The organism is Pilimelia terevasa (assembly GCF_014647915.1).
Lineage (GTDB): Bacteria > Actinomycetota > Actinomycetes > Mycobacteriales > Micromonosporaceae > Pilimelia > Pilimelia terevasa.
The window spans coordinates 145033-159682 of the sequence record NZ_BMQC01000003.1 but is presented as its reverse complement, the minus strand read 5'-3'; the positions used below and the strand labels follow the sequence as shown (position 1 = coordinate 159682).

At 78.7% G+C, this 14650-nt stretch carries 13 protein-coding genes; 10 read left to right on the top strand and 3 right to left on the bottom strand.

The features are described 5' to 3' along the window. The first annotated feature begins 68 nt into the window (after positions 1-68). From IEY75_RS05895 to IEY75_RS05880, 4 genes are all read left to right on the top strand, one after another. Entirely contained in the window at positions 69-1163 is a 1095-nt protein-coding gene (locus tag IEY75_RS05895; protein WP_373290215.1) for a polyprenyl synthetase family protein, read from the top strand. 386 nt (positions 1164-1549) lie between these two features. Further along, entirely contained in the window at positions 1550-2335 is a 786-nt protein-coding gene (locus tag IEY75_RS05890; RefSeq protein ID WP_189113176.1) for an IclR family transcriptional regulator, read from the top strand. Between the two features lie 181 nt (positions 2336-2516). Continuing rightward, entirely contained in the window at positions 2517-3032 is a 516-nt protein-coding gene (locus IEY75_RS05885) for a sigma-70 family RNA polymerase sigma factor (RefSeq protein ID WP_189113175.1), read from the top strand. Further along, complete coding sequence (locus IEY75_RS05880; RefSeq protein WP_189113174.1) at positions 3029-3871, top strand: anti-sigma factor family protein; 843 nt, start codon at positions 3029-3031, stop codon at positions 3869-3871. The genes IEY75_RS05885 and IEY75_RS05880 overlap by 4 nt, the downstream gene beginning before the upstream one ends. Here IEY75_RS05880 and rarD read toward each other — a convergent pair. Further along, on the bottom strand, positions 3849-4826 hold the full coding sequence (rarD, locus tag IEY75_RS05875) for an EamA family transporter RarD (protein WP_189113173.1): 978 nt from the start codon (positions 4824-4826) through the stop codon (positions 3849-3851). The genes IEY75_RS05880 and rarD overlap by 23 nt on opposite strands. A gap of 75 nt (positions 4827-4901) precedes the next feature. Then, the gene (locus IEY75_RS05870) at positions 4902-5288 is read right to left on the bottom strand and encodes a phage holin family protein (protein WP_189113172.1); all 387 of its coding nucleotides are present in this window, start codon (positions 5286-5288) and stop codon (positions 4902-4904) included. A 67-nt stretch (positions 5289-5355) separates the two neighbouring features. Here IEY75_RS05870 and IEY75_RS05865 point away from each other — a divergent pair, with 67 nt between their 5' ends. From IEY75_RS05865 to IEY75_RS05850, 4 genes are all read left to right on the top strand, one after another. Further along, a complete protein-coding gene (locus IEY75_RS05865; protein ID WP_189113171.1) occupies positions 5356-7200 on the top strand; it encodes a hypothetical protein in 1845 nt (614 codons plus the stop codon). Between the two features lie 23 nt (positions 7201-7223). Further along, positions 7224-8585: a type VII secretion protein EccB gene (gene eccB / locus IEY75_RS05860; protein WP_189113170.1), complete on the top strand. Its 1362-nt coding sequence runs from the start codon at positions 7224-7226 to the stop codon at positions 8583-8585. A gap of 173 nt (positions 8586-8758) precedes the next feature. Then, positions 8759-9076: a WXG100 family type VII secretion target gene (locus IEY75_RS05855; RefSeq protein ID WP_189113169.1), complete on the top strand. Its 318-nt coding sequence runs from the start codon at positions 8759-8761 to the stop codon at positions 9074-9076. Positions 9077-9091: 15 nt separating this feature from the next. Continuing rightward, positions 9092-9382 carry a WXG100 family type VII secretion target gene (locus IEY75_RS05850; RefSeq protein WP_189113168.1) on the top strand — a complete coding sequence of 97 codons (291 nt, stop codon included), beginning with the start codon at positions 9092-9094 and terminating at the stop codon, positions 9380-9382. On the opposite strand, the gene IEY75_RS05845 is transcribed toward IEY75_RS05850, so the two are convergent. Continuing rightward, complete coding sequence (locus IEY75_RS05845; RefSeq protein ID WP_189113167.1) at positions 9348-10532, bottom strand: S8 family serine peptidase; 1185 nt, start codon at positions 10530-10532, stop codon at positions 9348-9350. The two genes, IEY75_RS05850 and IEY75_RS05845, sit on opposite strands and share 35 nt — an antisense overlap. A 272-nt stretch (positions 10533-10804) precedes the next feature. Here IEY75_RS05845 and IEY75_RS05840 point away from each other — a divergent pair, with 272 nt between their 5' ends. Next, positions 10805-14287 carry an SseB family protein gene (locus IEY75_RS05840; protein ID WP_189113166.1) on the top strand — a complete coding sequence of 1161 codons (3483 nt, stop codon included), beginning with the start codon at positions 10805-10807 and terminating at the stop codon, positions 14285-14287. Further along, positions 14287-14649 carry a UCP033725 family protein gene (locus tag IEY75_RS05835; protein WP_373290214.1) on the top strand — a complete coding sequence of 121 codons (363 nt, stop codon included), beginning with the start codon at positions 14287-14289 and terminating at the stop codon, positions 14647-14649. The genes IEY75_RS05840 and IEY75_RS05835 overlap by 1 nt, the downstream gene beginning before the upstream one ends. The last annotated feature ends 1 nt before the right edge of the window (position 14650 follow it).

Here is a 14650-nt window from a genome sequence, read left to right as displayed (position 1 = left end):
CGTCATTGGGCGGGCGAGTGGCCGGGGTGGCGGGGCGGCGGCGTGCGGGCGTGTGGAAGGGTGGAGGCGTGGTGAGGACCCCTCAGGAGTTGCGGGCGGGCGCGGTCCGGGCGGGCGCGGCGCACCCGCCGGGCGCCGCGCAGCGGCGGGTGGCCGAGCACAACCCACTCGGCGCCATCGGCGTGCAGTTCGGCGACGCCGAGCTGGACCGCCGGGTCGGCGCCGTTCTGGGCGAGATCGAGACCGCGCTGCGCGCGCGTGTCGACAGCGGCGACCCGCTGGTCGCCGAGGCCGCCGCGCACCTGCTGTCGGCCGGCGGCAAGCGGTTCCGGCCGCTGCTGGTGGCGCTCGCGGCGAGCTTCGGCGACGCCGGGGCGCCGGCCGTGGTGTCCGCGGCGCTCGTCGTCGAGCTGACGCACCTGGCCACGCTGTACCACGACGACGTGATGGACGAGGCCCCCGTCCGCCGGGGCGCCCCGAGCGCCAACGCGCGCTGGTCGAACTCGCTGGCGATCCTGGTCGGCGACTTCCTGTTCGCCCGCGCCGCGCAGGTCGCCGCCGAGCTGGGCACCGACGCGGTGCGCATCCAGGCCGAGACGTTCTCCCGGCTCGTACACGGCCAGATCGCCGAGACGGTCGGCCCGCGCGACGCCGACCCGGTCGCCCACTACCTGCACGTGGTGGCGGAGAAGACCGGCTCGCTGATCGCGACCTCGGCGCGGTTCGGCGGCATGTTCGGGGGGCTGCCCGCCGACCAGGTGGTGGCGCTGGCGGCGTACGGGGAGACGATCGGCGTCGCCTTCCAGCTCTCCGACGACCTGCTCGACATCGCCAGCGACTCCGGCGAGTCCGGCAAGACGCCGGGCACGGACCTGCGCGAGGGCGTGCCGACGCTGCCGGTGCTGTACGCGCTGGCCTCCGACGACGCCGACGCGGGCGCCCGCCGGCTGCGCGAGCTGCTCTCGGACGGCCCGCTCACCGACGACGCCCGGCACGCCGAGGCGCTCGCGCTGCTGCGCGACTCGGCTGCCCTCAAGCGCGCCCGGGAGACCGTGCGGGGGTACGCCGACCGGGCCCGCGCCGACCTGGTGACGCTGCCCGAGGGGCCGACCCGCGCGGCGCTGACGGCGCTGTGCGACGTCATCGCCGACCGCACCGGCTGACCCGCGCGCCCGGCTCCGCGCCCCGGCCGGGGCGCGGTTCGTCACCCTGCGTTCGGCCGGTCGATATGCGGCAATGACGATCGGAGTGTTCACACTGGTCGGTCGCCGGGGCGGCCGGCATTTTCACGTTAGTACGGGACTGCCGACGGTAATCGATGTCCGTCTTTAGGTGCACATCGGATACATCGTGAGTGGCAGTTCGGGGGTCGGCGTTACCGCACCGGTACCCGCGAGGCGGAAATATGGCCTAACGAGTACTGGACACCGCCGGTGGCGCTCGCCACACTCGCCTGTGGTCTAACTCACCCGTTCGATTGATCCGAACGGGCATTTCCTGGTGCGAGCCAATTTCATATGGTGTAGCTCCCCGGCGGCGGAGGTGGTCTGTGCGTGACCCCCTAGCGGAACCTTCCGACCTCATCCGCAGCGTCTCTCGTGCGCTGCGGGTACTTGAGGCGGTCGGCCGCGCGCCTAGAGGGCTGACCGTGAAGCAGATCGCCCGCCGCTGCGAGCTGACCGTCGCCACGACGTACCACCTCGTCCGCACCCTCGCCTACGAAGGGTACGTCTCCCGGCGGGAGGACGGCACCTACGTCGTCGGCCTGGAGATCGCCGACCGGTTCCGCGAACTCGTCGTCGCCTTCCGCGGCCCGTCCGCGGTCGGCGAGGTCCTGCACCGCGCCGCCGCCGACAGCGGGCACAGCCACCTCCTGGGTCGGTTCGTCGGCGGCCGGGTGGCCCTGACCGCCGTCGCCGAGGGCGTCCGCTCGCCCCGGCTGGACGAGTTCGTGCCCGGCTTCGACGACGGGGCGCACGCCACCGCGTTCGGCAAGGCACTGCTGGCGACCCTGACGTCGGACCAGCGGCTGCGGTACCTCAAGGACTGGGGGATGCGACCCTTCACCCCCTCCACGTTGACGACGCCGGAAACGTTCGAAGCCGATATCGCGGCCGGCGAGCGGCGCGGTCTCCAGATGGAGATCGGGCAGTTCCGCGGCGGCGTGGCGACGGCGGCGGTCGTGGTCACCGCCGAGCGGGACCTGGAGCGGCGCCTGGCCGTCGCCTGCGCCCTGCCGGCGGCCGACATGATGCCCGCCGCGCGCCTGGTCCGCTCCCGGCTCCAGGCCGTCGCCCGGGCGGTCACCGAGGCCATGGTCGCCGACGCGGCCTGAGGTGCCGCTGTCGGCCGTCCGGCCGGATCCCGGGCGACAAACCGCCCACCTCCCGCGCCGCCGCCGCACCGCACCACGTTCGCCCCGCCCGCCGGTGAACCGGAGCGGGGGTCCTCCCGTACGTAGGGGTGGGAGACGTGGAGGGGGCCGTGAACGTACGCGTGGAAACGGAGATGCGCCGGTGACCGGCGGGAGCGACGCGCGCCTGCGCGCCGTGCAGGTCGAGCACGGCGACGCGCTGTTCGCGCATGCCCTGCGCCTCACCCGCGGCGACCGCCAGGGCGCCGAGGACCTCATGCAGGAGACGTACCTGCGCGCCTGGCGCCACCCGGAGTCCCTCGACCCCGACCGGGGGTCGGTCCGGGCCTGGCTGTTCACCACCGCCCGGAACCTGGCCATCGACGGGTGGCGCCGCCGGTCCGCCCGCGTCGGCGAGGTGTACCCCGAGACACTGCCCGAACCGCCGCCCGCCGTCGACGAGACCGAACGCGCCGTCGAGGCGTGGACGGTCGCCGAGGCGCTGCGCCGGCTGTCCCCCGTCCACCGGGAGGTACTGCTCGAATGCTTCTACCACGGACGCTCGGTGGCTGACACCGCCGCGCGGCTCGGCGTCCCGCCGGGCACGATCAAATCCCGCACGCACTACGCTCTGCGCTCCCTGAAGGTCGCACTGGACGAGATGGGGGTGACCCGATGAGCTGTCCGCACGCACACAGCGACGCCTCGTACGTCCTCGGCGCACTGGGGCCGGCGGAGCGGACGGAGTACGAACAGCACCTGGAGACCTGTCCCGACTGCCGGGAGGCGGTCGCGGAGATCGCCGTCCTGCCCGGCCTGCTGGCCCGCCTCGACCCGGGTACCGCCGAGGACCTGCTCGCCCGCGAGCCCGGCCTGCTGCCCGGACCCCGCGACGGCGGCGGCCGGGCCACGGCGCTGCCGCCCGCGCCGTCGGCGCTGCGCTCCTCGCCGCGGCCGCTGGCCGCGCTCCGACCGGCCCCGCACGCGACCGCCCGGACCGGCGGCCCCCGGCGGCCGGGGCGGCTGCGGCGCCACCGCCGCGCGTTCGTCGGCGGCGGCCTGGCCGCCGCGGCGCTCGCGGCGGTCGTCGGCGTCGCGGCGCTGCTGCCGGGAGGGGCCGGCAAGGGCCCCAGCGACGCCGACGCGGCCCGGACGACCGTTCCGACGACCCGGTCGGGCGCCGCCAGCGCGCCGCGCCTGGTGGCGATGGTGCCGGTCTCGCGGGACATCCCGCTGACGGCCGAGCTGGGGCTGACCCGGCAGGGGTACGGCACGGCGGTGCGGATGCTGTGCCGGTACGCCGACACGGGCCCGGACGCGCCGACGTGGACGGTGAGCCTGCTGGCCTACGGTCCCGACGACTCCCGCGAACAGGTCGGCTCCTGGGTCGCCGAGCCGGGGGGGCCGGTCGTCGCGTTCGACGGCGTGACCCGCTTCTCGGGCGACCAGCTCACCCGGCTGGAGGTCGTCCGGGCCGACAACGGGCAGCGGCTCGTCACGTACGAGGTGCCGCGGTAGCCGGTGGCGTCCCGTCCGCGGGCGCCGCGGCGTCCGCCCGCGGCGGCCCCGCGCCGGTCGGCGCGGGGTCCGGCGTCCGGCGCGCCTGGCGGACCGCGTCGGCGGTCAGCAGGGCCAGCGCGACCCAGACCAGCGCGAAGCCGGCCAGCCGCGCGGGCGGCATGGGCTCGCCGAGGACCAGGACGCCGCAGACCAGGTGCAGCACCGGCACCAGGTACTGCAGGGGGCCGAGCACGACCAGCGGCAGCCGGTTGGCCGCCCCGGCGAACAGCAGCAGCGGCACCGCCGTCGCCGCGCCGGAGAGCACCAGCAGCGCGGTGTGGCCGGGCGACACCTGCCCGAAGGCTGCCCGCCCGCCGGCCAGCAGCCAGGCCAGGTAGGCGGCGCAGGGCAGCACCAGGACCAGCGACTCCGCGCACAGCCCCGGCGCGGCGGGCAGCGCGAGCCGCTTCTTCACCAGCCCGTACGCGGCGAACGTGACCGCCAGCCCGAGCGCCAGGTAGGGCACCCGCCCGTAGTCGACGGTGAGGACCGCGACCGCCGCCGCGCCGACGCCCACCGCCGCCCACTGGACGTCGCGCAGGCGCTCGCCGAGGACGGCGACGCCGAACAGCACGGTCACCAGCGGGTTGACGAAGTAGCCCAGCGCCACCTCGACGACCTGGGCGGTGGTGGCGCCGTAGGCGAACAGGGCCCAGTTGACGGCGATCAGCGCGGCGCCGAGCGCCACGCCGGCCAGGGTGCGCGGGCGGCGCAGCAGGGCGCCGACGTACCGGCCGTCGCGGGTGAGGGCGACGACGGCGATGAGGAGCGGCACGGCCCAGACGACCCGGTGCGCGAGGATCTCCAGCGCCGTGGCCGGGGCGAGCAGGTGGAAGTACAGCGGGAAGCCGCCCCAGGCCGCGTACGCGCCGACGGCGTAGAGGTATCCGCGCCGGAGGTCCGCCTGTGCCATGTCACCGACCGTAACGAGCGGGGCGGGGCGCGTCGCAGGCCAATCGGTAAGGAGTGGCCTCCGGAGCGGCCCCTGTCAGTCGCGGTCGCTGCCGTCGGGGACGAACAGGTTGAGCAGCCAGCTCACGACGCCGACGATCAGGGCGCCGAGGACGGCGTCCGGCCAGAACCCGGCGACCTCGAACGGCAGGCCGAGCCGGTCGGCGATCCAGCCGGTCAGCAGGAACAGCGCGCCGTTGACCACCAGCGCGATCAGGCCGAGGGTGAGCAGGTAGAACGCGCAGCCCACGAGCTTGATCAGCGGCCGGAGGACGGCGTTCACGACGCCGAAGATCGCGGCCACGAGCAGCAGGGTGCCGACCTGCTGCGGTACGGAGTCGGTGGTGACCCGGATGCCGTCGACGACGACGGTGGCGATCCACAGCGCCAGTGCGCTGATGCCGAGGCGAAGCACGATGCCCATGCCCGTGATCGTGGCACAGCCGCGCCAGGTCCGCGGACTTCCGGGTCAGCGCGGCGGGGCGAGCGCGGTGAGCCGCCGTTCGGTAGCGGTCAGTGACCACGCGGCCCAGCGCAGGGTCCGCCGGCTCACCACGGCCACCATGTCGGGCCGGATCCGGGTCAGCCAGTCGGCGGCCCCCGCCGAGGTCGAGCACGCCGCCCACGAGCGCCGCCTCGGCGGCCGGCAGCGGCGTGAGGACGACGAGGTCGGCCAGGGCCAGCGTCGCGCTGTCCGCGGCGGCGACCGTGTCCCGGACGACGAGCTGGGCGTGCCAGGCGGCGTCCGCCGGCAGGTCGTGGCCGGCGGGCCCCGCGTCGCGCACGGCGAGCACCGGCCGCAGCGGCCCCGCCGCGCCGTCGCCGTCGGCGGCGGGGGCACCCGGCAGCCGGACGACCACCTCGGCGCCGGGCGAGCCGGCCGCCCGGGCGAACGGCTCCCAGGCGCCGGGGCGGGTGGTCTCGACGACGACGCGGGCGCCGAGCGCCAGCGCGCGGACCGCGACGACCTGCGCCGCGGACACCCCGCCGACGAGCAGCGCCCGGGTCGCGGCGGCGCGGAACAGCCGCACCAGCACCGGCGCGCCGTCCCGGTCGGCGCCCAGCACGAGACCGGCCGGCGGCAGGCCCAGCGGCCACGGCGCCCCCGGACCACGCCCGGCGCCCGGGCCGCCCGCGGCGCCGCGGCCGGTCGGTTTCCCCGGGCGGGGCGGCCGGTCGGCGGCGCCCAGCGGCAGGGTCGCCGCCAGGGCCTGCCGCTGCCGGCCGGCGCGCGGCAGCACCCGGGCGCCCCCGGCGGCGGCCAGCGCCCGCAGCGCCCGGTGCGCGGCGGCGAGCGCGGCCGGGTCCGGAGCCGCCAGGCGCACGGTGGTGGGCCGACCCGCGGTCACGGCGGCGGTCACCGCCGCGGCCGGCAGGGCACACAGCCCGTCCAGCGGGCCGGCGCCGTCGGGCGGGCCGACACCGGTCGGCCGGCGGGCGTCCGGCGAGAGGCGGTAGCCGGCCTGGACGAGCGGCCCCAGGCGCAGTGCGGACCAGCTCTCCCGGCCGCGGCGGCCCGGGTCGTGGTGGGCGAGCGCGGCGAGCGCGCGGCGCAGCGCCGCCGGCCCGAGCGCACGGGCGGCCAGCTCCGGATGGTGGCGGCGGAGCCGGCGGACGGCCGCGCCGAGCGCCCGGCGCAGGTCCGCGTCGGTACCGCGGTCGGCCGGCGCGCGCAGTGCGAGCAGGGCCCGCGCACCGGCGGCGGCCCGGCCGCCGGTGAGCTGGCGGTACGAGGCGGCCACCGGCCCGTCGCCCAGGTGCGCGGCCGGGGCCGGCCGGATGTCGCACACCCACTGCGCGGTCACCGGGAGGCCGTCGGCGGTGTGGCCCAGCGCGGCCGGGTCGGGCAGCGCCACCGGGTCCGGGGCGAGGACCTCGTCGGACCCGCCGACCTCCAGGACCGCGGTGAGCCCGTACCCGTCGGCCAGTACCGCCGCCTCGTCGCCGGCCAGCGTCGCGGGCAGGACGCGGGTCCCGGGCGCGACGAAGGCCAGCAGCCCGTCCGGCCCCGGTGCCGGGGTGCGGCGGCGGACCGCGAAGTCCAGCCACACGCCCAGCCACTGGTACAGCCAGCGGTGCCGCGGCCGGGCCCAGGCCAGGCCCAGCACCGCCGCGGCGGCGACCGCGGCCCCGGCGACGGCGCCCGCACCGTGGGGCGCCAGCGCGACCGGCAGGGCGACGGCTGCCTGCGCCGCCGCGATCTGGCCGGCGCGGACGCGGCGCCGGCCGGCCGGCGCGCGGTCGGCGGTCGGCGTGGTCACGCCGGCCATCGTAGGGGGACCGATGTGGACGCCGGGTGCGCCCGCCCGCGGCGGGCCGCGCGGACGGGCCGCTAGGTTGTCCGGCGGGGAGGGGGCACATGGCGACGCGGCAGGACCAGTTGCACTCGTACCAGTTCGCCGTCCAGCGGGTGGTGTCGGCGCTGGTGACCCGCGAGCCGGACCCCGTGCACGCCCCGTTCCGCCGGGCGGCGGGCGCGACCCTGGCCGGCGTGCTGGTCGCCGCCATCGGCGTTGGCGCGGCCGCGGCGTGGGGGGCGCTGGCCGGGGGCGGCCGGGAGGGCTGGCGGCGGCCCGACGCCGTCCTCGTGGTGCGGGAGACCGGCGCCCGGTACGTCTACCGGGAGGGCCGGCTGCATCCGGTCGCCAACCTGGCCTCCGCGCTGCTGCTGGGCGGCGGGAGCGCGCCGCGGCGCGTCGGCCGGGCCGCCCTGGCCGGCGCGCCGCGCGGCCTGCCGGTCGGCATCCGGGGGGCGCCCGACGCCGTACCGGCCCGCCGCGACCTGGCCGCCGGCCCGTGGTCGGTGTGCTCCGCGGAGCGGGCGGCGGGGCCGGTCGCCACTCTCCACGTCGGCCGCACCCCGGGCGGCGGGGCGCCGCTGGGCGACGGGGGCCTGCTGGTCGGCGCCGCGGGGGCGGAGTACCTGGTCTGGCACCAGCGCCGGTACCAGTTGCGCCGCCCGGTCGCCGTCCGCCGGGCCCTGGGCTGGTCGCGGCACCCGGCGACGCCCGTCGCGGCGGCGCTGGTGAACAGCCTGCCGCCGGGGGCCGACCTGGACGCGGCTCCGCCGCCCGGGCGCGGCCGCGCGGTCCGGGAACTGCCCGGCGCGCGCGTCGGGGACGTCTACGTGGTCCGCGGGCAGGCCGGCGCCGCGGACCAGTACGCCGTCGCCGTGGCCGGCGGACTCGCGCCCCTGTCGCCGCTGGAGGCGGTCCTGCTGCTCGCCGCCGACCCGCGGGGCGACGGCACGGCCCGGCCGCTGGGCGTCGCCGCCTTCGCCCGGGTACCGCAGCGGCCGGTCCGGACGGCGCCCGCGGCGGCGCCGCCGCCCACCGCGCCGCCGCTGGTCGCCGAGCCCGGGGGCCTGTGTGCGGTCGTCGGCGACGACGGCGTTGCCGAGGTGCGGCTGCGGGTCCCGGCCGGCGATCCGGCAGCGGCTGTCCCGACCGGCCGGCCGGCGCCGGGCGGGGTGGACCTCGTGGCGGTGCCGCCCGGCGGCGGCGCGCTGGTGCAGGCCACCGACGCGGGGGTACCGGTCGGGGCGGTGTCGCTGGTGACCGATGTCGGGCGGCGGTACGCGCTGGGCGGCGACGAGGCGGTCCGGGCGCTCGGCTACGCGGGCGTGGTGCCGCGGCGGCTGCCGGCCGCCGTCCTCGGCCTGCTGCCGGCCGGGCCCGGCCTCGACCCCGCCGCGGCCGCCGTCCACGACCCGGCCGGCTGAAACCGGTACCGGGTGCAAGTGACAGATTGCCGACAGTCGGCGCGGCGGGCCTGTCGCCGGCCGGCGCCAGCGGACTAGCGTCGGCGGCACGTGTGCGGGGGTGGCCGCGGTCACCTCCCCGGCAGGCGGCGCCGCGCGGCCCGCCCCACCCGAGATCGAGGTGAACCGGACCCGTGTCCGAAACCCAGGCCGAGGCCGCCGTCATGGCGGCGACGGCCGCCAGGTTCGACGCCGCCAACGACTCCCTCCAGGGGATGCTGCGCCGCCTCATGGGCGAGCTGGAGGCCCTGCACTCCGCCTGGCGCGGCGCCGGCGGCCGCTCCTTCCACCAGGTCAAGGAGGCGTGGGCCGCCGACCAGGCCGCGCTGGGGACGGCCCTGGCCGGCACCGCCGAGGCGATCCGCACGTCCGGGGGCCGGTACGCGGCCGCCGACTCCGACGCCGCGCAGCGGATGGGCACCACCCACCGCGGCGTGGACCTACCGCTGTAGCCCGGGGGAGCAGCCTTGTCCGAAGTACTCGTCGTCCAGTTCGGCGCCCTCCAGCAGGCGTCGGCGCACATCCAGACCGCGCTGCACGCGCTGACCGCCCAGCTCGACCAGGTGGAGAGCGACGCCGCGCCGCTCGTGGCGACCTGGTCCGGCGAGGCCCGGGCGGCGTACGAGCAGCGCCAGCAGGGGTGGCGCCGGGCCGGCGCGGACCTCGCGGCGATCCTCCGCGACATCCAGGCCGCCGTGGACGACTCCGCCGCCGACTACCTGGCTACGGAGCAGCGCAATCGCGCGCTGTTCGAGTGAGCCGTCCCCGCCGCCGGGGGCGGACCAGCGCCGCCACGCCGGCCGCCGCCAGGACGGCGGCGCCGGCCGCGGCGACGGTGCGGGCCAGGGCGGCGCGGTCCGCCCGGCGCCGCGCGGTCGCCGCGTGCGCCGGATCCCGCCGGCGGGTGGCCAGCCGCGTCGGCCCCGCCGCCGCGGGGGACATCGTCATCGTCAGGGCGCGGTGCGGGTTCAGCAGGCCCGCGCCGGCCGCCGCCCCCGGCGCCGGGTCGGCCGCCGCCCGCAGGCGCGCGCCCACCTCCGCCGCGGTCAGGTGCGGGTGGCGCTGCCGGAGCAGCGCCGCCGCGGCCGCGACGGCCGGTGCCGCGAAGCTGCTGCCGGTCACCTGGGCGTACCCGCCCGGCCACGGCACCAGCACCTCCTGGCCGGGGGCCAGCAGGTCCACGTGCGGGCCGGCCGGCGCGCCCGGCACCGGCGCCCCCCGCGGGCCGGCCGGGCCCACGCCCAGTACCTGCGGGTAGGCGGCGGGGTACGGCGTCCGGTCGCGGTGGCCCGCCCGGCCGGCCGCGGCCACCACCACGATGTCGGCGCGGACCGCCTCGGCGACCGCCGCGCGCACGGCGGGCACGTCCTCGTCGAGCACCAGCGACAGGTTCAGCACCCGGGCACCCCGTCGGACGGCCCACCGGACCGCCTCGGCCAGCCGCCCCGGCGGCGCGGCCCGCCCCGTGACCCGCCCGCCGACCGTCCGCTGCTCGCTGACCCGCACCGGCAGGATCCGCGCCCCCGGAGCCAGCCCCCGGACCGTCACCCCGGCGCGCGGCGCCGCCGCGATCAGCCCGGCCACCGCCGTACCGTGGCCGACACAGTCCGCGGCCGCGCTGCCCCCGCCCAGGAAGTCGGCGCCCGGGAGCACCGCGTCGCGCAGCTGCGGGTGGCGCCGGTCCACGCCAGAGTCGAGGACGGCGACCACGACGCCGGTCCCGTCGGCGAAGGGCGCGACCCGGTCCGGCCCGATCGCCTCCAGCGCCCAGGAGCGCGCGTCCGCGCGGATCCCCGCGGCCGAGTCGGGCCGGCAGGCGGCGTGGGCGGGCGCCGCCGGCAGCACCACCGCGACCCCCGGCAGCCCGACCGCGGACAGTGCCAGCGCGAACACGGCCGACGCCCGCATCGTCTCCCTTTCCGCTGCGTTGTGCTAGCGGGGCCGCCAGCCGCACGCGCGCGTCTGGCGCGGGCCCGCCGCATCCGACAGGATTGCATGCGGCGCCCGCGGCGGCAGGCCGTGCCGCGGCACCGCGCCCACCTGCCCGCGCGTCGGCGGCGGCACGCGCCCCGGGATTGCATGTGGACGAAACGACTGGATAGTTTCGGGCGCCGGTAAGGTGTCCGGGCCGCGTGCGCGGTCGCGCGGCGGCGCGACCGGAGGTGGAGAGGAGGGTCGCCGTGACGGTGTGGCAGCCGGCCACCGAGCCGGAGATCGCCATGCGGGACGCCCTCCGGGCCACCGACCAGGAGCGGTACTTCCGAGTACTGGCCGCCACCGAGCTGCTACTGCCGGTGTCCGCCGGGGACGCCGTCGGCTGGGGGACCTGGACCACGGGCGGGCGTACCCACATCCTGGCCTTCACGTCCGAGGCCGCGCTGCGCGAGTGCCTCGGCGACCACGGCGTCGAGGTCCGCCGGATGCCGTACGCCGCGCTCGCCGACGAGTGGCCGCACGTCGAGTGGTGGCTCGCCGTCAACCCGGGGCTGCCGATCGAGGGGTACCTGCCGGCGTGGTTCGTCGCCCAGGTCGCCCGCGGCGACGTCCGCCTGCCGGGCGACGCCGAGCACGCCGCCGGCCAGGCGGCCCGGCCGGCGCGCGCCAGTGCCCGGGTACCGGCCGCGGCCCGCCGCGCCGTCGCGGCCCTGCCGGCGCCCGCACCGATCGGCGCGGCGGCGGCACCGGTGCCGACCGACGCCCACGGCGACCCCCGCACCCTCGACCCCGCGCCGGCCGACCTCAGCCCGGCCGGCCCCGGACCTGGTGACCTCGGCCCCGCCGACCTTGGCCCCGCCGGCCCCGGGCCTGCCGGCCCCGGGCCTGCTGACCTTGGGCCTGCTGGTCCGGGGGCCGACGACCGCGGGGCCGCGGCGACGTACGGTCCCGAGGTCGCCACCGCCCCCACCGCGGTCGCCGCTGCCGGGCTGGCGGCGTCGGCCGGCGCCGCACCGGCCCAGCGGTCGACGGGCGCACCGCAGGACCACCCCGAGCCACGGGACGCCGACGAGACGGCCCGCCTCGACCTCCCGCCCGCGCCGTCCTCGCTGGGTCCCGCGACCGCGCCGGGCGCGGTTACCCGAAGCTCCGCGTCGCAGACGCTGCCTGACCGCACGCCGTCCGGCCCGCCGCTGCCCGAGCGGACCCCGCCTGACCGGACGGCGCCTGACCGGACCCCGCCTGACCGGACGGCGCCTGAGCGGATCCTGCCCGACCGGGCGGTGCCTGAGCGGATCGTGCCTGAGCGGGCGCTGCCTGAGCGGACGGCGTCCGCCGCGCCGTCGCCCGGCAGGGGTGCGGGCGGCGACGCGGCGAGTCGCTTGTCGCCGACCTCCGGCGCGCCGCTCTCGCGCCGTCAGGCGCTGCTGGCGGGGGAGAAGGCGCGGCTGGTCCGGCCGGTCAGCCCCGCCGCCGCGCCCGACCTCGCGGGCGCGGCCGAGCGCCCGAGCTGGTGGAGCCGGCAGCAGCGGCTCGCCGCGGCCGGCGAGTCCGCTCCGCCGCGTCCGCCCGGCGCCCGCCCGCCCAGCGACCGTCCGCCCGGCGCCTACGCGCCCGGACCGGCAGGGACGCCGGGCGCCGACCCCGCCGCGGCGCGCCACCTCGGTACCGACCACGCCTTCGCGCCGGCCAACGATGTCGAGCAGGCGCTGGCGGCCGCGCTGGCGGACGGGGACACCGACCGGTACGTCGCCGCGTTGCTGTCCGCGACTGTGTGGCTGCCCGGGTCGCCGTTCACCCCGGCGGGCGTGGCGCCGGGCCAGCCCGGTTTCCGGTGGCCGACCGTGCGCACCGGTGACGCGGACGCCATCGCCGTGTACACCGCACCGCACCGCGCGGCCGGGGAGGCGCTGCCGGTGCAGGTGCGCTTCTTGAACCTGCTAGCCGCCTGGCCCAGCCCGGAGCAGTCCTGCGCCGTCGACCCCGGTACCCCGCTGGCGTCGACGATCCCCGGCGGCAACCTGATCACCATGGCGACCCGCGCGCTCACGGCGGCACTGGACGCTCCACCCCGACGGCAGCACGGGCCGGCCGGACCCGTACCGTCCGCGCCCGACATCGACCCACCGCCGGAGCCTGCCGCCGGGAGAGCCGACCCGCACGCCGTGTCCCCGGCCGCGGACGACGACCCCACCGCGCTCCTGTCCCCGGCGCCTGTGCCCGCAGACACGGGGACCTCGGGAGCGGAGCGGTCGGCGACGAGCCCACCGCGAGGAAGTAGAGCACCGACAGGCGCCGCGCGAGCTGCGCAGGCAGCGCCGCGAAAGCTGCCGCCCCGGGATCACGCGCCTCAGGAGGCCACACTGCGGGGGGCCGTGCTCCGGGAGGCCGTGCTTTCCGAAGCTGCGCCCCGGGAAGCTGCGCCCCGGGAAGCTGCGCCCCGGGAAACGGTGGCTGCGGACGCGCCGGTGTCGCGTCCCGACTCGCTGCTCTCACCTGGCACCGCGGGCGCGGGACCGGCCGAGGTGGCCGGCACTCTCCCGTCCGCCGCTTCCCCGCTGGCCTCGTCGTCCCTGGCCGCGTCACCCCCGAACCGGCCGCGCGCCGCCGCCGCTGGTGACCTGGCGGACGTCGGCACGATGACCGGTGACGCGATGACCGGCGGCATGACGGCCGGTGACGCGAGGGGCGGTGACGTGACAGGCGGTGACGTGACAGGCGGTGAGGCGAGGGGCGGTGACGCGACGCCGACCGCTGTCCTGCCGGGGGCCGCGCCGGAGGCGGTACCGCCGACCTCCGCGCCGCTGACGCCCCCGACCGCGCCGCCGACGCCTCCGCCGCACCTGACCGCGGCGCGGCAGCCCGCTCCGCCCGCCGTCGACCCGCCGCCGGCCGCGGACTCCGCCGCCGGCCCGCCGACCACGCCGGACTCCGAGGCGGACACACTGACGCTGCTCGCGCTCGACAAGGGCATGGTGACGGCGTCGGTACCCGATCCGTCCGCGACGGTGCCCCGCGCGGACGCTGCGGCGGTGCCGCCCGCGCCAGCTCCCGTGACGCGCACCCCCGCGGCACCCGGCGCCGCACCCGCCACCGCGCCGGCCGACGCCGCACCCGCCACCGCGGCATCAGTCACGGCGCCGGCCGGCGCGGCACCGGCGCCGCCCGGCCCCGAGCCCGTACCCCGGCCCCGGCAGGCCGCACGCGTGCCCGAGAGCGGCGGCCTCGCACTCGACCCGCCACCCCGCCGCCCGGTGCTCCAGAAGGTCATCCGCCCCGACCAGCTCGACTACTACCTGGACCGCGGCTACGACCGCGTCTCCGGCTTCGTCCAGCGGGCCGACGAGGTGGCGCACCTCCAGACCCCCGGTTCGCTGATCTTCGCGCTCGGCCTCGGCTACCCCGGCAGCCCCTTCACCGGCGACTCGTCGGTGCTGCACGTCCTGCGGTGGGCGGCGCACTGCCCGGACCTCTACCGGGTCCCGTACGGCGGCCAGGACGAGGACGGCCGCCGCGAGGTGCACGGCTGGGTCATCGAACGCCCCCCGTTCCGCGGCAACGGCTTCGCCCCGGGCGCGAGCCGGGAGAGCATCGGCGAGCTGAAGGTCGACAGCGTCCGGCTGCCGCACGGCGCGCAGCTCTGGCGGGTCAGCGCCGACGGCACCCAGTTGCTCGTCGCCGTCCTGGACGCCGACCGCGCCCGGTGGCGCCGGGTGGAGGAGGTGTGATGCGCGACGGCTACCTGGCCCGGTGGTCCGGCGCCGAGTACGAGGCCAGCCCCGACGGCAGCGAGGTGCGGATCTACCGCGGCGACGCGGCCGACGGCTTCGCCGAGATCAGCCCGGGGCGGTTCCGGCGGGTCGTGCCGGCGGGCGAGATCACCGAGCTGACGTACGTCCGCACCGTCTGCACCTGGCGCGAGGCGCCGTTCCTGGTGCTCGGCGCCCACGAGGAGTGGCTGCGGGTCGAGTACACCGGCGGCCTGCGCCCGGTCGCCGAGCGGCTCGGGCTGGAGGAGTTCGACTTCGGCGTGTACCAGGGCTGGGTGCCCGCGCACGAGGTCGTCGACCTGCGCGAGTCCCGGGTCTGAC

Coding starts and splice junctions, on each gene's coding strand:
- IEY75_RS05880 (WP_189113174.1), top strand. CDS start 3,029: ATGAGCTGTCCGCACGCACACAGCGACGCCTCGTACGTCCTCGGCGCA.
- rarD (WP_189113173.1), bottom strand. CDS start 4,826: ATGGCACAGGCGGACCTCCGGCGCGGATACCTCTACGCCGTCGGCGCG.
- IEY75_RS05870 (WP_189113172.1), bottom strand. CDS start 5,288: ATGGGCATCGTGCTTCGCCTCGGCATCAGCGCACTGGCGCTGTGGATC.
- eccB (WP_189113170.1), top strand. CDS start 7,224: ATGGCGACGCGGCAGGACCAGTTGCACTCGTACCAGTTCGCCGTCCAG.
- IEY75_RS05845 (WP_189113167.1), bottom strand. CDS start 10,532: ATGCGGGCGTCGGCCGTGTTCGCGCTGGCACTGTCCGCGGTCGGGCTG.
- IEY75_RS05835 (WP_373290214.1), top strand. CDS start 14,287: ATGCGCGACGGCTACCTGGCCCGGTGGTCCGGCGCCGAGTACGAGGCC.